Here is a 24,231-nt window from a genome sequence, read left to right as displayed (position 1 = left end):
CTCATGAACACGAAAACACGACCCTCGACCCTGCACTGGCAACCTGCCTTGCAACGTCCTGAAGAATACGTCTGCGGGCTGGATGATATTCATCAGGCAATACACATCATTCTGCGCACGCCGCGCGGCAGCGATCCCCACAGGCCGCTTTTTGGCAGCAATCTGTGGCGCTATATCGATTACCCGATCGAGCGGGCCATTCCGCACGTTGTTCGCGAATCGGTGGAAGCGATTCGCATGTGGGAACCCCGCTGCCGGTTGCTGAAGGTGACGCCGACGATTGACGGCGAACACCTGACGTTACGCGTGCAATGGCGCGCCGCAGACGGCGTAATCAACTCAACGGAGGTGTTATGGCGATAGCCGAACCCGACTTTATTGACCGCGATCCCGCGCAAATCACCAGCGAGATGATTGCGCAATATGAAGAAGCCAGCGGTAAAAAACTCTACCCGGCACAGGCTGAGCGGCTGCTCATTGACCTGTTTGCTTATCGTGAAAACCTTGTCCGCATCGCCATCCAGGAGGCGGCGAAGCAAAACCTGGTCGCGTATTCCCGTGCGCCCATGCTGGATTATTTAGGCGAGCTGGTTGGCGTTCATCGTCTACCCGCTCAGGCGGCGAAAACCACGCTACAGTTTTCTGTTACTCAAGCGGCTAAAAGTAACCTGGTGATTCCACAAGGGACTCGCGCCAGCGCGTCGGATAGCGTGATGTTCGCCACCGACGAAGATGTTGTGTTGCCTGCGGGCAGCCTGAGCGTTGCGGTAACTGCAACCTGTGTAGCGACCGGTGAATCCGGCAATAACTGGCAACCTGCGCAAATCAGCGCGCTGGTGGATCGGGTAGGCAATTACGATCTCAGCGTCACCAATCTGACGGCCTCAAGTGGCGGCTGCGGCGAAGAGAACGACGACGCGCTACGTAAACGCGTCCAGCTAGCGCCGGAAAGTTTCAGCAACGCGGGCAGCTATGGCGCCTATCGCTTCCATACGCTCTCGGTCAGCCAGTCGATTATCGACGTGGCGGTGCTGGGGCCGGATGAAGGGCTGGCGGAAGGCTGCGTGGAACTCTATCCGCTGACCCTGAACGGACTGCCGGGGCCGGAGCTTCTTGCCCAGATCGAACGGGAGGTGAGCAAAGAGAAAAAGCGCCCGCTAACCGATAAGGTGAGCGCTAAATGTTCTCCGCGCGTACCTTATCAGATCCGCGCCCGGTTGACGCTGTTTACCACCGCCGATCAGGAGACGACGCTTGCCGCCGCGCGTGAAGCGATTAATACATGGACGCGCTCGCGCCAGACCCGGCTGGGCCAGGACATTGTGCCAAACCAGATAATTAAAGTGCTGCAGGTTGATGGCGTTTACGACGTGGCGCTGGATATGCCCGCGAAAAAGGTATTGCAGGCACACGAATGGGCGGAATGCACGGCCATTGACGTGACGATTGCCGGGGTCAGCGATGGATAAACTGCTTCTGCCGCCGCCGCTGGCCAGCGACGAACGTTTTTCGATTCTGGCGAATATTGCCGCCGAACGCTTTGCGCAAATCGACCTGACGGCGTTGCTGGTCTATCTGGTGGATATCGTTGATGCCTCGGCACTGCCCTCGTTGGCCGGACAGTTTCATGTTCAGGGGCTGGAGGGCTGGCTATTTGCCGCCAATGAACAGGAGAAACGAGAGTTAATTAAACAGGCGATTGAACTGCATAAATATAAAGGAACTCCCTGGGCCGTTCGCCGCGTTCTGGAAATATTATCCTTACCCGGCACGATTTCCGAATGGTTTGAGTATGGCGGTAAGGCTTATTTTTTTAAGGTTGAAATTGAGCTAATTAACCAGGGCATGGATGAAAATCTGTTTAATAACCTGGTCGATCTTATTCATGAGTATAAGAACGTGCGCTCAAAGCTGGAAGCGTTAATTGTCTGGATAATTAACCAAAGCGCTATTCCTGTTATCGGCAGCGCGCTTTACGGTGGAGAAATAACGACCGTCTTACCCTTCCAGGTTCTGGAAGTTCAACAAACTAAACCGTTCTATTTCGGTACAGGGCAATGGAGCCTTGAAATTACATCTATTTACCCGGAGTAATTATGGATAATGAGTTTTATACCCTCCTGACCGACAGGGGAATGGCGAAAATCGCCAGCGCCCTTGCGGATAAGAAACAGATACATCTGCAAAAGATGGCGGTTGGCGACGGCGGTGGGCAATATTATGAGCCCACCGCCAGCCAGACCAAATTACGCCACGAAGTCTGGCGCGGCGAGATGAATACGCTGACCGTTGCGCCGAATAATCCTAACTGGCTGATTGCCGAGTTGGTGCTGCCGGAAGAGATTGGCGGCTGGTACGTGCGCGAAGTGGGCGTATTCGACGACGAGGGCGAGCTGATCGCGATCGGCAAATTCCCGGAATCCTACAAACCGCTGCTGCCGGGCGGTTGCGGCAAGCAGGTCTGTATCCGCCTGATTATGGAAGTCTCCAACACCACGGCGGTCACGCTGACCGTAGATCCGAGCATCGTGCTGGCGACGCGCGACTATGTGGATGTCCGGCTGGACGAGCATGAACATTCGACAAATCACCCGGATGCGACATTAACGCAGAAAGGCTTTACGCAACTCAGTAACGCCACCGACAGCGATGACGAAACCAAAGCGGCTACGCCAAAGGCGGTAAAAGCGGCGATGGCGGAAGCGCGTAATCACACGCATACCTGGAACCAGATTATCGGCGTCCCGGACGGCACGCTGACGCAAAAAGGGATTGTGAAGCTTAATAGCGCCACCGATAGCACCAGCACCACCGAAGCGGCAACGCCCAGTGCGGTCAAGGCGGCGATGGATAAGGCGAATGCGGCGGCTCCGGCGAACCATACTCACGCCTGGAACCAGATTACCGGCGTCCCGGACGGTACGCTGACGCAAAAAGGGATTGTGAAGCTTAATAGCGCCACCGATAGCACCAGTACGACGGAGGCGGCGACGCCGAGCGCGGTGAAAGCGGCGATGGATAAGGCGAATGCGGCAATCAGTACATCAAATGCCGATATACGATATCTGGGAAATTTTGCATTCTTTACTGAGAACGGAACATTTACTGTGCCGTCTGGAGTAACGAGGGTATTGGTGGAAATGATAGGTGGTGGCGGAGGAGGTGGTAGTGGTGCCGAAGGCGTAATAGAGAAGCATATACAGGGATACGGAGGTAAAGCTTCTGTTCTGGTTTCTGCTGTGGCTACTGTTATTTCAGGAACCCAATTACCTGTTGTTGTTGGTGCGGGAGGTAATGGAGCCCCCCTCGATACGACTTTCCCTTTAGATGGACAAAACGGAGGTAAAGGGGGCACATCGTCTTTCTCTGGAATCAATGCACTCGGAGGTAATGGAGGATCAGGTGGTATATATTTTATCTCTGCGGGGGGGTCAATGGGAGAGAAGGCTGGGGATAACGGAGAAAATTCAGCATATGGAATAGGCGGGGCGGGAACTACTGATGGGAGTAATCCGGGTAATGGTTATGGTTCTGGTGGCTCTGGCGGTGTTGGAGCTTGGAGCTCGCATAGGTGTACTGCTGGTGGAAAAGGTTCTTCTGGTTTTGTGAAATTATGGTGGTAATAAATGAAATACGCATATTATGATCCAGATCGATTTATTGTTCTGGACTGGATGGATACCGATCTCTATAACTATCCAGAAAGACAATCTTTAATTGAAATAACTGAACAGCAATGGCAAGAATACGCGAATACTAATAATCTGATTTGGGTTAATAGTGAAACATTATCATTTATTACTACTCCTCCTCCTGGAAATTTTTATAAAATGGTAAAAGGTGAATGGGTATTTGATGAATCACAAATGCTGGCCGTTCTTAGTAGTGTAAAAAAGGGAAAAATTCAGCAAATCAAAACCCAGCGCGACACCGTTACCGCCGATTACATCATTATCGACGGCAACCATTTCCACAGCGATGCTAACAGCCGTATTCAGCAAATGTCACTCACCAGAATGGGTCAGACAAAGCAGATTCCGGCAGGGTTAATGTGGCAGACCAAAAATAACGGTTTGATTGAACTGACCAACGACATCGCCGCGCAGTTTGAAACCGTCACTATGGATCACGATATGCACCTGTTTGCCAACGCGCAGCGGCATATTGCGGCGGTAGAAGCGCTGGGGGATATCCAGGAAGTGCTCGACTACGACTATTCATCAGGCTGGCAGCCATGAGTCAAACCACCGTCTGGCTCGCTTGCTATAAGGGGCGATCGGAGTATCGCGGCATCGCCAGGTTTGTCGACTGGCTCACGCGCAAAGTCACGCGCGGTATCTACTCTCACTGTGAACTGGCGGTGGCGCACGGCGGTAATGAATACCTCTGCTACTCTGCATCGTTTCGCGATCGCGGCGTGCGGGGAAAGATAATACCGTTACCGGACGATAAGTGGGATAAGCTACCGTTAAAGGCCACGTTGCCGGAAGTGGAGGCCTTTTTCCGCAAACATAACGGCAAACGCTATGACTGGCAGGGCGCGCTCGGTATCGCGCTGTATAACCGGGAGCGCAAAGATAAACTGTTTTGCAGCGAGTTTTGCGCTGAATTTCTCGGACTAAACGATAGCTGGCGCTACTCCCCCAGCCACCTTTATGCCTTAGTCAGTAGCTGGCAATACGATTGTTGAATCTCTCGCCGGGTATAAAGCCCGGCGGTGTTGAATTAAGTAATACCCGTTAGTATTTATTTGTTAGCATCAAATGTTCAGTTTGCATAGCAAATGAAGTATTATAAAAAACCATCTTATAGTCTTTTTACCAATTGATACGTGAACCCCCTACGATAATAACATTTATTTAACAAGCTAGCTTTCTTCGTTGGAGGAAGAAAAAATCAAACTCTTACATTGCTTATTATTTTCCATATCTAAAAAAGGAAGTGGATTACGGAAATACTGGCGGCATGAGATCATTCGCAGGAATGAATTTTTATTATATCGATTACTTATGCAGGCCAATAACAATCGCCGTCGTAATTTTTTATTTTGGTGGCGTCTGGCAAATGAGATGTATATCTATGGTTCAAAAAAACAGAAAAAAACTGGATTATGGATTAATCGCAAGCTAAATTCCAAATTTGGAATTGATATAGAGCTGGGAGCAGTAAAAAGGGGAAATAAGATCACTCCCATCCCAACTCTTATTTTATATCTCCCCATGGAAATATAAAAGACAAAACAATCACTAAAACATTTATCAACTTACATTACATATATTAATAACATTATAAACAAATTAATTACATTCACATCTTGAATGTAATTAAACTTCGATAACCATATGAACACTAATTTTGTTGCAATATAAAGCACATTAAATATAGTGGAACATGGCTAAAAACACCTAATATTCACCGGGGAATATAATGATTATTGTTTCTGTGCTCAGACAAAGCAAAGACTTCACCACAAAACATGCTCAATGGTTACATAAGCAGCTCAAAGGTTATGATTCTGTTTGTTTAACAGATGCGCTAAAGATAAAAGGGGTAAATACAGCGCCTCTTTTGTATGATTGGCCAGGATGGTGGGCAAAACTAGAACTTTTCAATCCACTGCATCCTGTTCTTGGTAATGAGGATATTCTCTATATTGATATAGATAGCGTTGTTGTGGGAGATATTACTCCTCTGACAACTATGAAAAAAATAACATTACTTAATGACTTTTCTCAGCATGGTGCTTCAGTTGCGCCAGCAACAGGTATTATGTTTATTCCTGCACCCGCGAAAAAAAATGTGTGGGATGAATTTATGAAAAATCCTGAAAAGGAAATCAATGCCATAAGAACCCCGCCCTATCATGGCGATCAAGGATTTATCGGCAGAATATGTCAAGATGCTGAAAGATGGCAAAACATCTTACCCGGAAGAATTATTAGTTACAAAGCTAATATAGCAACACCAAAAATGATTGGTTTTAACCCTGAACTATACGATGGGACAGGTAATGGAAAATTACCTGACGGAGCAAGCATAGTCTGTTTTCATGGTTCCCCTCGCCCCTGGAACACAGCATTGCCTTGGGTGCCTTACTTTAGTTTAAAAAACACAATCCAAAGCAAAGTGAAACAATATAAGTTATCACTGCGTTAAAGCTTCCTTCTCTTCAATGCCGGCGCTTTTCTTTACGCCACCAGAACCTCTATATATTTCTAATACGGTAGCGTAAGCGCCATCGGGCGATACGTTGCCGGATGGCGACGCAGGCGCGTCATCCAGCCTGTCACGTGCCCACACTGGATCATGAGCGTAATTTGTTTGAATAATCTTCCTTCACGCGATAAATAATAACTATGGTCTGGCTCGATCCTGACCCGTTGATAACAAACACAACATACTTGCAAGGAAAACAACATGCTCGCCGTCATTACCCGGCTGTTCCCGTTATGGGCGCTGCTGCTCTCTCTCATTGCGTATTACACACCATCCACCTTTACTCCTGTTGGGCCGTGGGTCGCGACACTACTGATGTTGATTATGTTCGGTATGGGGGTCCATCTTAACGTTGACGACTTTAAACGCGTGCTCTCCCGACCAGCCCCTGTCGCCGCAGGGATATTCCTGCACTATCTGGTAATGCCGCTCGCGGCATGGCTGCTGGCGTTGCTGTTTAAGATGCCGCCAGATCTGTCCGCCGGGATGGTACTGGTCGGTAGCGTAGCCAGCGGCACGGCCTCTAACGTAATGATCTATCTGGCGAAGGGAGACGTCGCGCTCTCAGTCACCATTTCATCGGTCTCCACGCTGGTCGGCGTGGTCGCCACACCACTACTCACGCGCCTGTACGTCGATGCCCATATTCAAGTCGACGTGATGGGTATGCTGCTGAGCATTCTACAGATTGTGGTCATTCCAATCACGCTGGGGTTGGTGATTCACCATCTGTTTCCGCGCGTAGTGAAAGTGGTAAAACCTTATCTGCCAGCATTCTCGATGGTGTGCATTTTGGCAATCATCAGCGCGGTGGTCGCGGGTTCAGCTTCACATATCGCCTCCGTCGGCTTTATGGTGATCATCGCGGTGATCCTGCATAACACCCTTGGCCTGCTTGGCGGCTACTGGGGTGGACGTCTGTTCGGTTTTGATGAGTCAACCTGTCGAACGCTGGCGATCGAAGTCGGGATGCAGAACTCTGGTCTTGCTGCTGCATTGGGTAAAATCTACTTTGGCCCGCTCGCAGCGCTGCCTGGCGCGCTGTTCTCAGTGTGGCACAACCTTTCAGGGTCACTACTGGCTGGTTACTGGTCCGGGAAACCGATTGTTGAAAAATCGGGCGAAACGGCAAAGGTAAATTAAAATATTGCCGGGTGGCGCAAGCTTACCCGGCTTACACGCTATCCGCCCGTTGCGTATTGCCGTAGACTAAATGCATCGGCTAACTGAGGGCACGCGTATGGCACTCCCCCGCATTACCCAAAAAGAGATGACCGAGCGCGAACAGCGCGAACTGAAAACGTTGCTGGACCGCGCCCGTATTGCGCACGGTCGTCCTCTGACCAATTCTGAGACCAACAGCGTAAAAAAGGAGTACATCGATAAGCTGATGGCGCTGCGTGAGGCTGAAGCGAAAAAAGCCCGCCAGTTGAAGAAAAAGCAGGCGTATAAACCCGATACGGAAGCGTCATTCTCCTGGTCGGCGAATACACCGACGCGCGGCAGACGTTAACGTCCTTTCTTCTTTCGTCCCGGCGAGGTAAAGCGCTTACCGCTTGATGCCGGGCGCGCTTTCTCATTGCTTTTTTCGATCGCAACGACCGGTCGCTTAATACCCGTGGTCTTCGGCTTCGCTTTGGCCTTTGGTTTGGCTTCGGAAGAGGAACGCTCAATCAATTTAAACAGATCGATCAGCTCATCGTCCGTCAGATCGCGCCACTCGCCCAGCGGAATCCCGCTCAGGCTGACGTTCATAATGCGCGTACGCTCCAGTTTCGTCACTTCATAACCAAAGTATTCACACATACGACGGATCTGACGGTTTAATCCCTGCACCAGGGTGATGCGAAAGACAAACGGCGCCTCTTTTTTCACCTTACATTTTTTGGTGACGGTACCCAGAATCGGCACGCCAGCGCCCATACCGCGAATAAACTCGTCGGTAATCGGTTTATCCACCGTCACCAGATACTCTTTTTCGTGATCGTTACCGGCACGCAGAATCTTATTGACCAGATCGCCGTGGTTAGTCAGAAATATCAGCCCCTGCGAGTCTTTATCCAGACGACCAATCGGGAAGATACGTTTGCTGTGGTTCACAAAATCGACAATATTGTCGCGTTCACCGTCTTCAGTGGTACTGACAATGCCAACCGGTTTATTCAGCGCAATCAGCACTAAATCATCCGCTTCTCGCGGCTCAATCAACCGACCATTTACTTTAACAACATCCCCGGCGACTACCTGATCGCCAATGGCGGCGCGTTTGCCGTTGATAAAGACATTGCCCTGTTCGATAAAACGGTCCGCCTCGCGACGCGAACAGATGCCGCTTTCACTGATATATTTATTAAGCCGGGTAGATGTGTCGGTCAGCATATTTACTCTCTGAGAAATTTTTCTACATAAACGTCGGGAATGTGACTTACCACATCAAATCGTCAGGAACTTTAAAATCGGCATACGGATCATCTTCGTCCTGCTCTTCCTGACTCAGCGCACTGTTTACGACAATACTGTCCGCATCTCGTTGTGCGATTTTATCGGCGACGCTCGCGGGAATAATAGCATATTCACATTCACCGCTGTTATTGATAACCAGGCGCGCAATCGCGAGACGCCCATTAATCAGTTGCGTCTGGGTGAGCTTATCCACGTCTATTTTTTTGATGACGTTATTATCGGTGAAGTTAAAACCAATATCGCCTTTAGATACATTGATTCTATTCATTTCAATAAGTTGCTTAACCTGAGCTTTAAACTCTTTCGCTAAAACCGCTTGTTTTTGCTGTTCACTGAGTTGTTTATCACGCTCAAGTTGCGCCTTTTTATTTTCTTCCACCGCCTCTCTGGCCTCACGAGCCTGAACGCGTGATTTTTTAGCCGTGCGCTGGACTTTGGCCATTTTTTTGCTGGTCACTAATCCCGCTTGTAGCAGTTGCTCTTGTAAGGTCAGTTTTGCCATTTTCGTCTCTAAACGTGTTAAATAATTTTGCGGATTATACCTGTAATTTTTCAGGCGATACCAGATAGCAGATCTGGCCTGGCGTCACTTTTAGCGACCGCGCTTTGCCTGTAACACGCGTAACATCATGAGCCATATCAGTAAGACATTAAATGGATAATGGTAGCATTATTACGTTTTGACATTTCCTGATGAGGTGGAGAAGTAATGGAACTGCTTTTATTAAGTAACTCGACGCTGCCGGGTAAAGCCTGGCTGGAACACGCTCTGCCGCTGATAGCGAATCAATTGAACGGTCGACGCTCAGCCGTGTTTATTCCGTTTGCCGGCGTCACGCAAACATGGGACGAGTACACGGATAAAACCGCAGAGGTGCTTGCGCCATTAGGGATAAACGTCACAGGGATTCATCGTGTCGCCGATCCGCTTGCGGCGATTGAGAAAGCGGAAATCATTATTGTCGGCGGCGGAAATACCTTCCAGCTACTGAAAGAATCGCGTGAACGCGGGCTGCTGGCGCCGATAGCGGACAGGGTAAAACGCGGCGCGCTGTATATCGGCTGGAGCGCGGGTGCCAACCTTGCCTGCCCGACTATCCGCACGACCAACGATATGCCGATCGTCGATCCAAACGGTTTCGACGCGCTGGATCTGTTCCCGCTGCAAATTAATCCTCACTTCACTAACGCCTTGCCGGAAGGTCATAAGGGCGAGACCCGCGAGCAGCGTATTCGCGAACTGCTGGTGGTCGCGCCGGAACTGACAGTGATTGGTTTGCCGGAAGGTAACTGGATTCAGGTGAGCAACGGCCAGGCGGTTCTCGGCGGCCCGAATACCACCTGGGTGTTTAAAGCGGGCGAAGAGGCCGTGGCGCTGGAAGCGGGTCATCGCTTTTAATCCCAGGCCACATTGAATGCCGAATGGCGGGCCTACGCGCATGTTCTCCGTAGGCCCCGCCATCCGGCATTTCACTTAATACTCGCCCCGTTCCTCGTCCTGATCCGGCTGTTCCAGTACGCTATAGGCGACCGAACAGAACAGTGAGTTAAGACGCTTCATATCGCCCAGCAGCCCTAAATGGAGCGAGCTGGTTTCAATGCTTTGCACGTTCTGCTGGTGCAGGCGGTCGACATGCGCATGTGAGTATCGGCGATTAAGTATACGGAAGCGATGTTTACTGCGGCGCAACCGACGGGCGCTGGTGACATCGCCGGAGAAAAAGACCGACATCGCCAGTTGCAGATTACTGAGCAGTTGATCGTAAAGCGCATCCAGCTCTTTCAATCCTTCTTCTGAAAATGCCCGACGCGCCGCCAGCGACTTGTCGGCAATCTCGCTGCCCATTCGCTCGATAATATCCGACGCCTGTTCGAGGTTCAGGGCCATCTCAATAATCTCCGCCCACCGGCGGGACTCCTCCGCCGCCAGCTCGTCTTTTGGCATTCGCGCCAGATAAAGCTTAATCGCGGTGTAGAGCACGTTAACGTCATCCGCCAGCTTGCGCAGCGCTTTCTCTTCACGCGGCTCGCCGTGCATGACCTTTTTTAGCCCTTCCATCATCTGTTCCATCGCATCGCCAATGCGCAACACCTCGCGGGCAGCATTAGCCAGCGCCAGCGTTGGCGTATCCAGCGCGCTGACATCCAGATGTTTCGGCTTCAGATGGGTATCCAGTTCAGGCTCATCACGAATAATTCGTTTACAAAAACGCGCCATCAGCTCGGCAAATGGCACCATCGCCAGGCAGCGCACCAGGTTATAGAAAACGTGGAAATAGATCACCAGCTCTGACTTCGGTAGCGATAGCTCATCCATCAGATTCGCCAGCGGATGGACAAACGGCAGGATGACCAGGCTGCCGATCAATTTGAACAATAGGCTGCCGAGCGCTACGCGACGCGCGGCAGCATTGGCGGCGCTGTTATTGAGCATCGCCAGCAGCCCCGATCCCAGATTAGCGCCGATGACCAGGCACAACGCCACCGGGAACGATATAATCCCCGCCGCCGTCAGGGTCGCCGTCAGCAACACCGCCGCCAGGCTGGAATAACTGATAATAGCGAACATCGCGCCAATCAGCGCATCCAGCATAATGTCGCCCGTCAGCGACGCGAAAATGACCTGCACGCCATTAGCCTGAGTGATCGGCGTCACTGCCTGCACAATCAGCTCCAGCGCCAGTAGAATCAGGCCAAGCCCGATACCGACGCGACCCAGCTGCCCGGCGCGGGACTGCTTACGTCCCAAAAAGAAAATCACGCCAATAAAAATCAGCAGCGGCGATAGCCACGACAAATCAAAGGTGAGAATACGCGCCATTAGCGCAGTACCCACATCGGCGCCCAGCACAATCACCAGAGCTGGCGTCAGGGCGACAAGATCCTGGGCGACAAACGACGTTACCAATAAAGTGGTGGCGTTACTGCTTTGTACCAGCGCGGTAACACCGATACCCGCACAAAAGGCGAGCGGTTTCTTTTCCACGCTGCGGCTGAGGACAGTGCGTAGACGCGCGCCAAACACGCGCATTACGCCAGTACGAACGATATGTGTTCCCCATACCAACAGCGCAACGGCAGAAAGTAGATGGAGCAAAGTTAACACGGCGTCAGGTTCTCCTTATCGTTATACGTTTTCCTGAAGCTCACTTGCGATAAATTGCCTGATGGCGCACAGCGTTAAGGCCTGCTGGCGTTGCACGCCACCGGGCTTACCATACGTAATACGGTATGCTGGATAAGGCGTTTACGCCGTCATCCGGCAAATTCAGCGTAGAGCCTTCCTTCAGTATAAGGGTTTAATTGTAAGAAAGAGACAAGGCACCCAATGAGCGCCTTGTATGTTGTAAGGAAAAGTGACGATTTTATGAATCAGTCCGCATCGTAACCCAGGTTCGGCGCCAGCCACCGCTCAACGTCCTCAACGCTCATTCCTTTACGGAAAGCATAATCTGTCACCTGATCGCGTTGAATCTGCGCTACCGCGAAGTATTTGCTCTCAGGATGGCTGAAGTACCAGCCGGAGACCGACGCGCCAGGCCACATGGCGAAAGATTCGGTGAGCTTCATCCCTGTGTGTTTTTCGACATCCAGTAGCTGCCAAATAGTGCCTTTTTCGGTATGTTCCGGGCAGGCAGGATAACCCGGCGCCGGGCGAATCCCCTGGTAGTTTTCGCGGATTAATTCGTCGTTACTCAGGCTCTCGTTCGGCGCATATCCCCAGTAAACCTTACGTACACGCTCATGCAGGTACTCGGCAAACGCTTCCGCCAGACGGTCGGCAATCGCTTTCACCATGATCTTGTTATAGTCGTCGTGTTGCGCTTCGTAAGCATCAGCCAGGGCGTCTTCTTCAAGACCGCCGGTGACGGCAAACGCGCCGATGTAGTCCGCTTTTCCGGACAATTTCGGCGCGACAAAATCCGCCAGACAGTAGTTGGCAAAACCGACTTTCTCAGTCTGCTGGCGCAGGTGGTGGCTGACCGTCAGAACATGAGTACGGGTTTCGTCGCGATAGATTTCGATGTCGTCACCCACACGGTTCGCCGGGAACAAGCCCACCACGCCACGCGGATTCAACAGTTTCTCCGCGCTCAGTTTATCCAGCATGTCGTTGGCGTCTTTAAACAGGCGCTGCGCCTCAACGCCCACCACTTCATCTTCCAGAATACGCGGGTATTTGCCGGCCAGCGACCAGGTCATAAAGAACGGCGTCCAGTCGATGTAGTTGCGCAAAGTTTCGATGCTGGCTTCTACCTCCTGCACGCCCAGACGGTGGGCTACTGGCGGGGTGTAGCGTTCCCAATCGAATGCCAGATCGTTATCGCGCGCCGCTTCCAGCGTGACCGGCGGCGTGCGCGGTTTTTTGCGGGCGTGCTGAATACGCACGGTTTCGTACTCTTTGCGGGTACGGGCGACAAAGTCATCGCGCTGGGTGTCGGAGAGTAGCGCCGCCACTACGCCCACGGTACGCGAAGCATTCTGCACGTAGACCGTCGGACCGCTGTAGTTCTGCTCGATTTTCACCGCGGTGTGCGCTTTCGAAGTGGTTGCGCCGCCGATCAGTAGCGGAATAGTAAAGCCCTGACGCTCCATCTCTTTCGCCACGTTGACCATTTCGTCCAGCGACGGGGTAATAAGCCCGGAAAGACCAATCAGATCGGCATTCACTTCACGCGCCGTTCTGAGGATTTTCTCCGCTGGCACCATCACGCCAAGATCGACGATTTCGTAGTTGTTGCATTGCAGCACCACGCCAACAATGTTCTTGCCAATGTCGTGCACATCGCCCTTCACGGTGGCGATGACCATCTTGCCGTTGCTGGAGCCTTTTTCTTTGCTGGCTTCAATAAACGGCTCCAGGTAGGCCACCGCTTGTTTCATCACGCGAGCGGATTTCACCACCTGCGGCAGGAACATTTTCCCTTCGCCGAACAGGTCGCCGACCACGTTCATGCCGTCCATCAGCGGGCCTTCAATCACCTCAATCGGGCGGGAGGCCTGCTGGCGGGCTTCTTCGGTATCCTGTTCGATAAATTCGGTAATGCCTTTCACCAGCGAGTATTCGAGACGCTTTTTCACGTCCCAGCTACGCCATTCCGCCTGCTGGGCGTTGGCAGCTTCGTCGGTTTTGCTGCCGCGGTATTTCTCCGCCAAATCCAGCAAACGCTCAGTGCCGTCATCGCGACGGTTAAGAATGACATCTTCAACCGCATCGCGCAGTTCGGCAGGCAGGTCGTCATAAATCGCCAATTGCCCGGCGTTGACGATGCCCATGTCCATGCCGTTGCGGATGGCGTAGTAGAGGAATACCGCGTGGATAGCCTCACGTACCGGGTCGTTGCCGCGGAACGAGAAGGACACGTTAGACACGCCGCCGGAGATCAGCGCATGCGGCAGCTCGCGTTTAATATCTTCGCAAGCGCCGATAAAGTCCTGCGCATAGTTGTTGTGCTCTTCAATACCGGTCGCCACGGCGAAGATATTCGGGTCGAAGATGATGTCTTCCGGCGGGAAGCCCACCTCTTCGGTGAGAATTTTGTACGCCCGGCGGCAAATCTCGATTTTACGCTCGCGGGTATCGGCCTGCCCCTGCTCATCAAAGGCCATCACCACCACTGCCGCGCCGTAGCGACGTAGCAACTTCGCATGATGAATAAAAGCTTCCACGCCCTCTTTCATCGAAATAGAGTTGACGATGCCTTTACCCTGAATGCACTTCAGCCCTTTTTCGATAACCTCCCATTTGGAGGAGTCGATCATGATTGGTACACGGGCAATATCCGGCTCACCGGCAATCAGGCTGAGGAAACGCACCATCGCCGCTTCGGCGTCGAGCATCCCCTCATCCATATTGATATCAATAATCTGCGCGCCGCTTTCTACCTGCTGACGGGCAACATCCAGCGCTTCGCTGTATTTCTCTTCTTTGATCAGCCGTTTAAATTTGGCCGAACCGGTGACGTTGGTACGTTCGCCGACGTTGACAAACAGGCTGTCGTCGCCAATGTTCAGCGGCTCCAGGCCGGAAAGGCGGCAGGCAACCGGGATATCCGGCAGCTGGCGCGGCGGCAAACCGGCAACGGCGCGGCTCATGGCGGCGATATGCTCCGGCGTAGTGCCACAGCAGCCGCCAACGATATTCAGGAAGCCCGCTTCCGCCCATTCGCGAATCTGTTTCGCCATGGTGTCGGCGTCGAGGTCGTACTCGCCGAAAGCGTTCGGCAGGCCGGCGTTCGGGTGCGCGGTGACGTAGCATTCGGCAATCCGCGACAGTTCCTGGACGTACTGGCGCAGTTCATCTGGCCCCAGCGCGCAGTTAAGGCCAAAAGTGAGCGCCTCGGCGTGGCGCAGCGAGTTATAAAAGGCTTCGGTCGTCTGGCCGGAAAGCGTTCGCCCGGAAGCGTCGGTGATGGTGCCGGAAATCATGATCGGCAAGTCTACGCCCAACGCCTCAAACTCCTCTTTCACCGCAAACACCGCCGCTTTCGCATTCAGGGTGTCAAAGACGGTCTCAATCAGAATCAGATCTACGCCACCTTCCACCAGCGCTTTAGTGGATTCACGGTAGGCCGCCACCAGCTGATCGAAGGTGATATTACGAAACGCCGGGTCGTTGACGTCCGGCGAAATGGAGGCCGTGCGGTTAGTTGGACCAAGCACGCCCGCAACAAAGCGTGGTTTTTCTGGTGTTCGCGCCGTCCATTCATCGGCGCAGGCGCGCGCCAGTTTGGCCGCCGCATAGTTAATTTCCGCCGACAGGGATTCCATCCGGTAATCCGCCATCGCAATGGTTGTCGAGTTAAAGGTGTTGGTTTCGATGATATCCGCGCCAGCCTCAAAGTAGGCGTTGTGGATAGCGGCGATCACCTCCGGCTTGCTGAGTACCAGCAGGTCATTGTTGCCTTTCAGGTCGCAGGGCCAGTCGGCAAAGCGCTCCCCGCGGAAATCTTCTTCATGTAGACGATAGCTCTGGATCATGGTGCCCATACCGCCGTCCAGCACCAGAATACGTTCATTTAACTGCGCACGCAGTTGTTCAACTTTGCTGCTCACACTCGCTCCCGACAACGCTCCACGTAACGAGCCATACTGGCACAAAGCGTGCTGGCGGAAAAGAGAACAACGGGCAACATGAGACATGTTCAGCTTGCTGGCGCTATTGGTTCCGTTTTGCCGGATGGCGGCGCAAGCGCCCTATCCAGCCTACAAATTACTTTGGCGGCTCCCAAAGCGTAGGCCTGATAAGCGAAGCGCCATCGGGCATCCTGTGATGTCACTCATCCGATCAGTTCAGGAACTCTTGCATTATAATTGAATAAAACGAAAATGATTTCCACGATACAGAAAAAGGAGTCTGCCATGGTTGCCCCTGTTCCCGCGAAACGCGGGAGAAAACCTGCCGCTACCACTGCACCCGTAACCGGGCAGGTTCAGTCTTTAACTCGCGGTCTGAAGCTGCTGGAGTGGATTGCCGAGTCCAACGGCAGCGTCGCGCTGACCGAACTGGCGCAACAGGCGGGTTTGCCTAATTCCACGACTCACCGTCTACTCACCACCATGCAGCAGCAGGGTTTTGTCCGCCAGGTCGGTGAGCTGGGCCACTGGGCCGTAGGCGCACACGCGTTTATCGTCGGCAGCAGCTTCTTACAGAGCCGTAATCTGCTGGCGATTGTCCATCCGATTTTGCGCAAGCTGATGGAGGACTCCGGCGAAACGGTAAACCTTGCCGTACTCGACCAGAGCGACCATCAGGCCATTATTATCGACCAGGTGCAGTGCACACAATTGATGCGCATGTCCGCCCCTATTGGCGGCAAGCTGCCCATGCACGCCTCTGGCGCGGGCAAGGCGTTTTTATCACAGCTCAGTGAGGAACAGGTTACCAGTCTGCTGCACCGCAAGGGGTTGCACGCTTATACCCATGCGACGCTGGTGTCGCCGCTGCATCTGAAAGATGACCTCGCCCAAACACGCAAGCGCGGCTATTCCTTTGACGACGAAGAACATGCGCTCGGTCTGCGCTGCGTGGCCTCGTGTATTTATGACGAACACCGCGAACCGTTTGCGGCCCTCTCTATTTCCGGCCCCTGCTCACGCATTACTGACGATCGCGTCACCGAACTTGGCGCCATGGTGATTAAAGCGGCGAAAGAGGTGACGCTGGCCTATGGTGGAACTCGCTGAAATGAGCAGCCTGAAATTATACTGGCAGGAGAAGTACCCACAGGCCTTCTGTTGGTCTTTCGGTGATTCGCCGGCGCTGGCCGACGAGCTGGCGGCGCTAGTGGTCGCCGGTAAAAAGCGTGGCACCTGTAGCTCGCTGGTTAGCTATCAGAAAGAGCAGCCCCCTGTCACGCCCGGGTCATATCACATTGTGCTCAACGGCACAGGCGACGCCGTGTGCGTCATACGCACGCTGGCGCTCAGGCTGATCCGTTTTAACGAGATGAGCGCCGATCTCGCCGCACTGGAAGGCGAAGGCGATCTTAGCCTGGCGTACTGGCAAGCGGCACACCGGGCCTTTTTTGAGCGCGAGGGTAATTGGTCGCCGGAGATGGAACTGGTTTACGAAGAGTTCGCCGTACTTGAGATCGCGCCGTAACGCACGCTAAAGCGCTGGCGACGTCGATAGGCATACACATCTTCTACATGCCCTTCTTTAATACGCGTCTGTAGCGCGCGCCAGTAATCGGCGCGAAACAGGTCGGCATGCATCTCTTCAAACAATGGCCCGATACGCGGATCGGCACACAGCCAGTGGCGAAACTCCTCCGGGAAAACATCACCTGGCGAGACGCTATACCAGGGTTCACTGGCCAGTTCGTCTTCTGGATAACGCGCTGGCGGAATATCGCGGAAATTCACTTCCGTCATGTAGCAAATTTCATCGTAGTCGTAGAACACCACGCGACCATGACGGGTAACGCCAAAGTTTTTAAACAACATATCGCCGGGGAAAATATTAGCGGCGGCAAGCTGGCGAATCGCATTACCATATTCTTCTATCGCATCGCGCAACTGCTGGCCTTCTACCTGTTCCAGCCAGATATTGAGTGGCACCATGCGACGTTCAATATAGAGATGGCGAATGACGATATGTTCCCCAAGATCGGTAATCTTCTCTGGCACTTCTTGCCGTAACAGCGCCATCAGCGCCGGATCAATTTGCCGTTTATCCAGTACGAAATTCTCAAACTCCTGGGTATCCGCCATACGACCGACGCGATCATGCTCTTTTACCAGTTGATAACAGGCACGCACATGGGCGGCAGACATCTCTTTCTGCGGGGCGAATTTGTCTTTAATGATTTTAAATACCCGGTCGAAACCTGGCAGGGTAAACACCAGCATCACCATGCCGCGGATGCCAGGCGCCTCAATGAATTTCTCATTGCTTTCAGCCAGATAACACAAATATTCGCGGTAGCTTTCGGTTTTCGCATGTTTCTGGCAGCCAATCGCCATATACAGCTCGGCAGTGGTTTTACCCGGCAGGATTTCACGCAACCACTCAACCAGCGCGGCAGGCAGCGGCGCATACACCATAAAATAAGAGCGGGCAAAACCAAACACAATGCTCGCTTCTGCCGTGGTGGTCAGGCAGGTATCGACAAATAGTTCACCCTCATCAGTGCGATGAATCGGCAATAAAAACGGCAGCGTACCGTCAGGTGTGGTTAATTTACCTACCAGCCAGGCCGCTTTATTACGGTAAAACAACTCGTTCGCCACCTGGACATGGCAGCGAGGTAGCGCGTCCTCGCCCAGTGTTTCAGTCAGGTGCGCGATAATATAGCGGATATCCCGGCTTTTATTCTGCCAGGGCAGACGCAGCGGTAAGTCACTGAGTATGCGCATCAACAGCGGCTGCCAACCGTGATCGGGAAAGAAGTCTTTGGCCAGCGGGCGCGGGATAGTACGGAAGCGACGCTCCGGTTGCGAACTGAAAATAAACAACCGCTCGGGTGTTAACGAGCGGTGGTCAAATAACCGACAATAAACGGAGTTGAAAAAGCTCTCCGCAATCTCGAAGCGCGGGTAATCCGGCAACAGCCGGGTGTAATGCTCTTTAACGCGTAAAAGGAAATCCGCGTCGGTACTTTTGCCATCGGTAATACAGCGCAGTTGTTCCACCACCAGACCCACATGATGATCATAGAGGTGGATACGGCTTTTCATCGCCTGTTGGACGGCGTGCCAGTCGGCCTGTTCAAAACGCTGCTGCGCGCCGGAAGTCACTTCCAGAAATCGACCATACTGCGCGTCAAAGCCTTGCAGGATGGTTTGAGCAATCAGTAATTCCAGGCCACGCGGCATTTTTTTCCCTCATCCGGCACCACATCATGCCGGATGGCGCGTTCGCTTATCCGGCCTACGCTATCTGTAGGCCCGGTAAGCGCAGCGCCACCGGGCATCAATCAAAACTGCGATTCTTCGGTGGAACCCGTTAACGCGGTAACGGATGACGCGCCGCCCTGAATAATGGTGGTGACTTTGTCGAAGTAACCAGTACCCACTTCCTGCTGGTGGGAAACAAAGGTGTAGCCGTCTTTCGCCGCGGCGAACTCGGGTTGTTGAACCTTCTCAACATAGTGCTTCATGCCCTCGCCCTGCGCGTATGCATGCGCCAGGTCGAACATGTTGAACCACATGCTGTGGATGCCCGCCAGGGTAATAAACTGGTATTTGTAACCCATGTCCGACAACTGCTGCTGGAAGCTGGCAATGGTCTTGTCGTCCAGATTCTTCTGCCAGTTGAAGGATGGCGAACAGTTATAGGCCAGCAGTTTGCCCGGATACTTCGCGTGGATAGCATCGGCAAAACGACGCGCCAGTTCGAGATCCGGCGTAGAGGTTTCGCACCATACCAGATCGGCATACGGGGCATACGCCAGACCGCGGCTGATCGCCTGCTCAATGCCCGCATGGGTGCGGTAGAAACCTTCGCTGGTGCGTTCGCCGGTAATGAAACCGCTGTCATAGGGATCGCAGTCGGAGGTAATCAGATCTGCCGCATCCGCATCGGTACGCGCAATCACCAGCGTCGGGACGCCCATCACATCAGCGGCCAGACGCGCAGCAACCAGTTTCTGAATCGCCTCCTGCGTGGGGACCAGCACCTTGCCGCCCATATGGCCGCATTTCTTCACCGACGCCAGCTGATCTTCGAAGTGAACGGCCGCTGCACCGGCTTCAATCATCGATTTCATCAGTTCGAAGGCATTCAGAACGCCGCCAAAACCGGCTTCCGCATCAGCAACGATCGGCAGGAAGTAATCCACATAGCGCGGATCGTTGGGTTCAATACCGGATGCCCACTGGATCTGATCTGCACGACGAAAAGTGTTGTTGATCCGATCCACTACCGCCGGAACAGAGTTTGCCGGGTACAACGATTGATCCGGATACATGCTGGATGCCAGGTTGGCATCTGCCGCCACCTGCCAGCCTGAAAGATAAATCGCCTCAATACCGGCTTTCGCCTGCTGCAACGCCTGACCGCCAGTCAGCGCGCCAAGGCTGTTGATATAGCCTTTTTTCGCTTCACCGTGCAACAGCCGCCACATTTTCGCGGCGCCGAGCTGCGCCAGCGTGCACTCCGGGTTAACCGAGCCGCGTAATTTCACCACCTCCTCCGCGCTGTACGGGCGGGTGATGCCTTCCCAGCGCGGTTGTGTCCACTCTTTCTGTAATTCTTCGATTTGTTGAGTACGGGTTTTCATGTGCAGATGCTCCATATTGTTATGTGGTGAATTAAGCCAGTAAGCGATAGCCCGGCAGGGTGAGGAAGTCGATTAAGTCATCTGAGGTGGTGATTTGCTCCATCAGACGTGCGGCATCGTCGAAGCGCCCGCTGCTGTAGCGGTGCTCGCCCAGTTCGTCCTGGATTACCCGCATCTCTTCCGCCAACATTTCGCGGAAAAGCGCTTTCGTTACGGGTTTTCCATTGCTCAGTGTTTTCTCATGGTGAATCCACTGCCAGATAGAGGTTCGTGAGATTTCCGCCGTCGCGGCATCCTCCATCAGACCGTAAATCGGTACACAGCCATTGCCGGAGATCCACGCTTCAATGTACTGCACTGCCACGCGAATATTGGCGCGCATTCCCGCTTCTGTGCGTTCGCCTTCACATGGCTCCAGTAACTGTTCAGCGGTAATCGGCGCATCTTCATCACGGGTAATGAACAGCTGATTTTTGTGCTCGCCCAGTACCTCGTTAAAGACGGCCATTGCGGTATCCGCCAACCCGGGATGCGCAATCCACGTGCCGTCGTGGCCGTTGTTCGCTTCCAGCGCTTTATCCGCTTTCACTTTGGCAAGGACCTGATTGTTACGTTCAACGTCTTTGCTCGGGATAAACGCCGCCATACCGCCCATCGCGAACGCGCCGCGCTTGTGACAGGTTTTGATCAGCAGGCGCGAGTAGGCGCTCAGAAACGGTTTGTCCATCGTTACCACCTGCCTGTCCGGCAAGACGCGATCCGGGTGATTTTTCAACGTTTTGATATAGCTGAAAATATAATCCCAGCGACCACAGTTGAGACCGACGATATGATCACGCAGCGCATGAAGAATCTCATCCATCTGGAAAACAGCCGGCAGCGTTTCAATCAACAGGGTCGCTTTGATCGTACCGCGCGGCAGGTTAAAGCGGTCTTCGGCGTAGCTGAAAACCTCACTCCACCAGGCTGCCTCCTGCCAGGCTTGCGTTTTCGGCAGGTAAAAATACGGGCCGCTACCTTTAGCGAGCAGCGCTTTATAGTTGTGGAAAAAGTACAGAGCAAAATCAAACAGGCTGCCGGGAATGGCTTCCCCCCGCCAGGTAACATGTTTTTCTGGCAGATGTAGACCACGTACACGACAAATCAATACGGCCGGATCGGGCTTGAGCTGATAGATTTTTCCGGCTTCGTTGGTATAGCTAATGGTGCCGTTCACCGCATCACGCAGGTTGATTTGACCATCAATAACTTTATTCCAGTCCGGCGCCAGCGAGTCTTCAAAATCCGCCATAAACACTTTCACATTTGCGTTCAGGGCATTAATCACCATTTTACGTTCAACCGGCCCGGTAATTTCTACTCGGCGATCCTGTAAATCCGCCGGAATACCACGAATCTGCCAATTACTTTCTCTAATGGAAGTGGTTTCCGAAATAAAATCAGGCAACTTACCGTTATCAATATCCTGCTGTTGCTGGATACGTGCAGCCAGGAGTTTATTGCGTTTTGGCGTAAAACGGGTGACTAACTCCGTCAAAAACTCGACTGCCTCAGCGGTCAGGACTTGCTTTTCCAGCTCGCCTTGCGGCCTGGTAAAGGTTAATTCATCAGTTGTGGTTGCCTGTGGATTCATCATGCAGCTCCTCTTGTTGATCCAGATACATCCCCAATGCGAACGAAGGATCACTGTGCGCTTTTCGTTCAACACAACTAAGACTACTCAATTAAATTTCAAAATCAAAAACAATTTCCATTTTTAATTTAATTATGCATTAACCTATTGATAACAATGTAAATTAAATTTAATTACATGATGAGGTGCGTTTCGGAAATAAAAAAGGCACCCGAAGGTGCCTGATTCAACATGCTGAAACGCTTTAGGATCGTCAGAAGCAGAAGATTAATCCAGGGTTGGATTCATGTGACGCAGATCATATGGCGTAATCTGGTAGACATAATAGTTGAGCCAGTTAGTAAACAGTAAATTACCGTGGCTGCGCCAGGTTGCGCGCGGTATGTTTTGCGGATCGTTTTTTGGGAAATAGTTGTACGGAATCTCCGGATTTAACCCGGCCTCAACGTCACGAAAATATTCACCCGCTAACGTATGAGCGTCATATTCAGGATGACCAGTGACAAACGCAATACGTTTATCTTTGCTGGCAAACAGGTACGCATCCCCCTCTTCTGTTTCGGCCAGAATTTCAAGATCCGTATAATCCCGTATTAGCGCCGCCGGGAAATCGGCATAGCGTGAGTGTGGCGCAAGAAACGAATCATCAAAACCACGCGTCAACAGAGCATGTGGATGAAGGATGTGATGTTCATAGACGCCGGAAAGTTTATCTGTACGGGTCTGCTTAGGGATACCATACAGAATATTGAGTGCGGCCTGAACGGCCCAACAGACAAATAGCGTCGAAGTAACGTGATCTTTCGCCCATTCAAGCACCTGCCTAATCTGCGGCCAGTAAGCCACGTCATTAAATTCCACCAGACCCAGCGGCGCTCCGGTCACGATAAGCCCATCAAAGTTCTGATCGCAGATATCGTCGAAGTTACAGTAAAAGTTGTTCAGATGCTCGGCTGGCGTGTTCCTCGACTCGCGGGCATCTATCCGCAGTAGTTGAATATCGACCTGCAATGGCGAGTTCGATAGCAAACGCAGAAACTGATTTTCCGTTTCAATCTTCTTCGGCATCAGGTTAAGGATAAGTACCTTTAGCGGGCGAATTTCCTGACCTGATGCGCGAGAAGTCGTCATGACGAAGACATTCTCCTCACGTAAAAAATTGACGGCGGGTAGCTCGTCCAGCACGCGAATCGGCATAACCTGATAACCTCACGACATACGTTTAAACGTTTAGACATCCAGATAGCTGAAGATACTCAGAAATCAGGCGAATGTCGAGTCTGCAAGTTCAAGGTGAGAAAGTTTCACGACAGCATTTGCATTAGAATAGAAGTAAGCAAAAAAGGAGTGAAGATGATGATTAACATTCGTCGTTCAAGGCATGAGGAAGGGGAAAAACTGATTGCGATCTGGCGTCGCTCAGTCGATGCCACGCACGATTTTCTGTCAAACGCTTATCGGGCCGAACTGGAAGAACTGGTGAGCGATTTTCTGCCAGAAGCGCCACTATGGGTTGCCGTGACCGATCAGGATGAGCCGGTAGGATTTATGCTGCTTACCGGTGAACATATGGATGCGCTGTTTGTCGATCCGGACGTGCGTGGTCAGGGTATCGGTAAGAGATTAGTTGAACATGCGTTAACACTGGCGCCGGGGTTGACAACCAATGTTAACGAGCAAAATACACAAGCTGTTGGATTTTATAAGAAAATGGGATTTAAGGTGACGGGACGTTCGGAGGTTGACGATCTTGGGAAACCGTATCCATTGTTGAATTTAATTTATCCGTGAGTAGTGGTGCTGCCTGATAAGTGCATACAGGTCGGATAAGGCTAAACTGCCATCCGGCGGTGCAGGTTGCCTGATGGCGCTGCGCTTATCAGGCCTACATTTTTACAGTTACCACACACGCAAAGAAGCCCGTCCGTCAGAACGGGCTTCTTCACTTGTCTGATGCCTGGCAGTTTATGGCGGGCGTCCTGCCCGCCACCCTACGGGCCGTTGCTGCGCAACGTTCAAATCCGATCCCGGCGGATTTCTCCTCCTCAGGAGAGTGCTCACCGACAGACCACAGATAAAACAAAAGGCCCTGTCTTCCGACAGGGCCCTTCATTTTATTTGATGCCTGGCAGTTCCCTACTCTCGCATGGGGAGACCCCACACTACCATCGGCGCTACGGCGTTTCACTTCTG

Annotated in this window: 22 protein-coding genes and 1 pseudogene; 14 read left to right on the top strand and 9 right to left on the bottom strand. The window is 52.4% G+C overall.

The window, feature by feature from the left end:
- Positions 1–3: 3 nt before the first annotated feature.
- The 10 genes and pseudogenes from ACLJZ5_RS17385 to ACLJZ5_RS17340 all read left to right on the top strand — a co-directional run bounded on the left by ACLJZ5_RS17385 (position 4) and on the right by ACLJZ5_RS17340 (position 7,729).
- Positions 4–363 carry a GPW/gp25 family protein gene (locus ACLJZ5_RS17385; RefSeq protein WP_001093501.1) on the top strand — a complete coding sequence of 120 codons (360 nt, stop codon included), beginning with the start codon at positions 4–6 and terminating at the stop codon, positions 361–363.
- The gene (locus ACLJZ5_RS17380; protein WP_000951740.1) at positions 354–1,469 is read left to right on the top strand and encodes a baseplate J/gp47 family protein; all 1,116 of its coding nucleotides are present in this window, start codon (positions 354–356) and stop codon (positions 1,467–1,469) included. The genes ACLJZ5_RS17385 and ACLJZ5_RS17380 overlap by 10 nt, the downstream gene beginning before the upstream one ends.
- Complete coding sequence (locus ACLJZ5_RS17375; protein WP_000359502.1) at positions 1,462–2,094, top strand: phage tail protein I; 633 nt, start codon at positions 1,462–1,464, stop codon at positions 2,092–2,094. Before ACLJZ5_RS17380 ends, ACLJZ5_RS17375 begins: the two co-directional genes overlap by 8 nt.
- Positions 2,095–2,096: 2 nt before the next feature.
- Complete coding sequence (locus ACLJZ5_RS17370) at positions 2,097–3,623, top strand: phage tail protein (protein WP_024797324.1); 1,527 nt, start codon at positions 2,097–2,099, stop codon at positions 3,621–3,623.
- 51 nt (positions 3,624–3,674) lie between these two features.
- The gene (locus ACLJZ5_RS17365; RefSeq protein ID WP_049826049.1) at positions 3,675–4,238 is read left to right on the top strand and encodes a DUF4376 domain-containing protein; all 564 of its coding nucleotides are present in this window, start codon (positions 3,675–3,677) and stop codon (positions 4,236–4,238) included.
- A complete protein-coding gene (locus tag ACLJZ5_RS17360) occupies positions 4,235–4,690 on the top strand; it encodes a hypothetical protein (RefSeq protein WP_017465885.1) in 456 nt (151 codons plus the stop codon). Before ACLJZ5_RS17365 ends, ACLJZ5_RS17360 begins: the two co-directional genes overlap by 4 nt.
- A 251-nt stretch (positions 4,691–4,941) precedes the next feature.
- Positions 4,942–5,231: pseudogene (locus tag ACLJZ5_RS17355) on the top strand (hypothetical protein).
- Positions 5,232–5,427: 196 nt separating this feature from the next.
- Positions 5,428–6,156, top strand: coding sequence for a hypothetical protein (locus ACLJZ5_RS17350; RefSeq protein ID WP_000587743.1), 729 nt, complete (start codon positions 5,428–5,430; stop codon positions 6,154–6,156).
- A gap of 261 nt (positions 6,157–6,417) precedes the next feature.
- Positions 6,418–7,359 carry a ketopantoate/pantoate/pantothenate transporter PanS gene (gene panS, locus ACLJZ5_RS17345; protein WP_000881647.1) on the top strand — a complete coding sequence of 314 codons (942 nt, stop codon included), beginning with the start codon at positions 6,418–6,420 and terminating at the stop codon, positions 7,357–7,359.
- A 97-nt stretch (positions 7,360–7,456) separates the two neighbouring features.
- Complete coding sequence (locus ACLJZ5_RS17340) at positions 7,457–7,729, top strand: DUF3811 domain-containing protein (RefSeq protein ID WP_001207628.1); 273 nt, start codon at positions 7,457–7,459, stop codon at positions 7,727–7,729.
- Here the strand turns inward: ACLJZ5_RS17340 and rluF are convergent.
- The 3 genes from rluF to ACLJZ5_RS17325 are packed head-to-tail and all read right to left on the bottom strand — an operon-like array spanning position 7,726 to position 9,317.
- Positions 7,726–8,595, bottom strand: coding sequence for a 23S rRNA pseudouridine(2604) synthase RluF (gene rluF / locus ACLJZ5_RS17335; RefSeq protein ID WP_000954618.1), 870 nt, complete (start codon positions 8,593–8,595; stop codon positions 7,726–7,728). The genes ACLJZ5_RS17340 and rluF overlap by 4 nt on opposite strands.
- A gap of 46 nt (positions 8,596–8,641) precedes the next feature.
- A complete protein-coding gene (locus tag ACLJZ5_RS17330) occupies positions 8,642–9,181 on the bottom strand; it encodes a DUF2058 domain-containing protein (RefSeq protein WP_001096724.1) in 540 nt (179 codons plus the stop codon).
- A gap of 34 nt (positions 9,182–9,215) precedes the next feature.
- Positions 9,216–9,317 carry a hypothetical protein gene (locus tag ACLJZ5_RS17325; protein WP_031617799.1) on the bottom strand — a complete coding sequence of 34 codons (102 nt, stop codon included), beginning with the start codon at positions 9,315–9,317 and terminating at the stop codon, positions 9,216–9,218.
- A gap of 71 nt (positions 9,318–9,388) precedes the next feature.
- Between ACLJZ5_RS17325 and pepE the strand changes: the two genes are divergently transcribed.
- Positions 9,389–10,078, top strand: coding sequence for a dipeptidase PepE (gene pepE, locus ACLJZ5_RS17320; RefSeq protein ID WP_024797322.1), 690 nt, complete (start codon positions 9,389–9,391; stop codon positions 10,076–10,078).
- Positions 10,079–10,153: 75 nt separating this feature from the next.
- Here the strand turns inward: pepE and ACLJZ5_RS17315 are convergent, their stop codons facing one another.
- Both ACLJZ5_RS17315 and metH read right to left on the bottom strand, forming a co-directional pair.
- On the bottom strand, positions 10,154–11,785 hold the full coding sequence (locus tag ACLJZ5_RS17315; RefSeq protein WP_000956811.1) for a Na/Pi cotransporter family protein: 1,632 nt from the start codon (positions 11,783–11,785) through the stop codon (positions 10,154–10,156).
- Between the two features lie 266 nt (positions 11,786–12,051).
- Positions 12,052–15,735 (bottom strand): methionine synthase, encoded by a 3,684-nt coding sequence (gene metH / locus ACLJZ5_RS17310; RefSeq protein ID WP_023251790.1) that lies wholly within the window; start codon positions 15,733–15,735, stop codon positions 12,052–12,054.
- 306 nt (positions 15,736–16,041) lie between these two features.
- On the opposite strand from metH, the gene iclR reads away from it, so the two are divergent.
- Positions 16,042–16,866: a glyoxylate bypass operon transcriptional repressor IclR gene (gene iclR, locus ACLJZ5_RS17305; RefSeq protein WP_000226434.1), complete on the top strand. Its 825-nt coding sequence runs from the start codon at positions 16,042–16,044 to the stop codon at positions 16,864–16,866.
- Between the two features lie 10 nt (positions 16,867–16,876).
- Positions 16,877–17,284 carry an ASCH domain-containing protein gene (locus ACLJZ5_RS17300; RefSeq protein ID WP_010989091.1) on the top strand — a complete coding sequence of 136 codons (408 nt, stop codon included), beginning with the start codon at positions 16,877–16,879 and terminating at the stop codon, positions 17,282–17,284.
- On the opposite strand, the gene aceK is transcribed toward ACLJZ5_RS17300, so the two are convergent.
- The 4 genes from aceK to metA form a co-directional block, all read right to left on the bottom strand.
- Positions 17,248–18,999 (bottom strand): bifunctional isocitrate dehydrogenase kinase/phosphatase, encoded by a 1,752-nt coding sequence (aceK, locus tag ACLJZ5_RS17295; protein ID WP_024797321.1) that lies wholly within the window; start codon positions 18,997–18,999, stop codon positions 17,248–17,250. The genes ACLJZ5_RS17300 and aceK overlap by 37 nt on opposite strands.
- Before the next feature lie 101 nt (positions 19,000–19,100).
- Positions 19,101–20,405 (bottom strand): isocitrate lyase, encoded by a 1,305-nt coding sequence (gene aceA / locus ACLJZ5_RS17290; RefSeq protein ID WP_000857882.1) that lies wholly within the window; start codon positions 20,403–20,405, stop codon positions 19,101–19,103.
- A gap of 31 nt (positions 20,406–20,436) precedes the next feature.
- Positions 20,437–22,038, bottom strand: a complete 1,602-nt coding sequence (aceB, locus tag ACLJZ5_RS17285; RefSeq protein WP_001069371.1) for a malate synthase A — start codon at positions 22,036–22,038, stop codon at positions 20,437–20,439.
- Positions 22,039–22,305: 267 nt separating this feature from the next.
- Complete coding sequence (gene metA, locus ACLJZ5_RS17280) at positions 22,306–23,235, bottom strand: homoserine O-succinyltransferase MetA (RefSeq protein WP_001122764.1); 930 nt, start codon at positions 23,233–23,235, stop codon at positions 22,306–22,308.
- Between the two features lie 156 nt (positions 23,236–23,391).
- Here metA and ACLJZ5_RS17275 point away from each other — a divergent pair, with 156 nt between their 5' ends.
- Positions 23,392–23,829 carry an acetyltransferase gene (locus ACLJZ5_RS17275; protein ID WP_000973248.1) on the top strand — a complete coding sequence of 146 codons (438 nt, stop codon included), beginning with the start codon at positions 23,392–23,394 and terminating at the stop codon, positions 23,827–23,829.
- Positions 23,830–24,231: the final 402 nt, after the last annotated feature.

Source organism: Salmonella sp. 5800 (genome assembly GCF_046558195.1).
GTDB lineage: Bacteria > Pseudomonadota > Gammaproteobacteria > Enterobacterales > Enterobacteriaceae > Salmonella > Salmonella enterica.
This window is presented reverse-complemented; position numbering and strand designations above follow the sequence as displayed.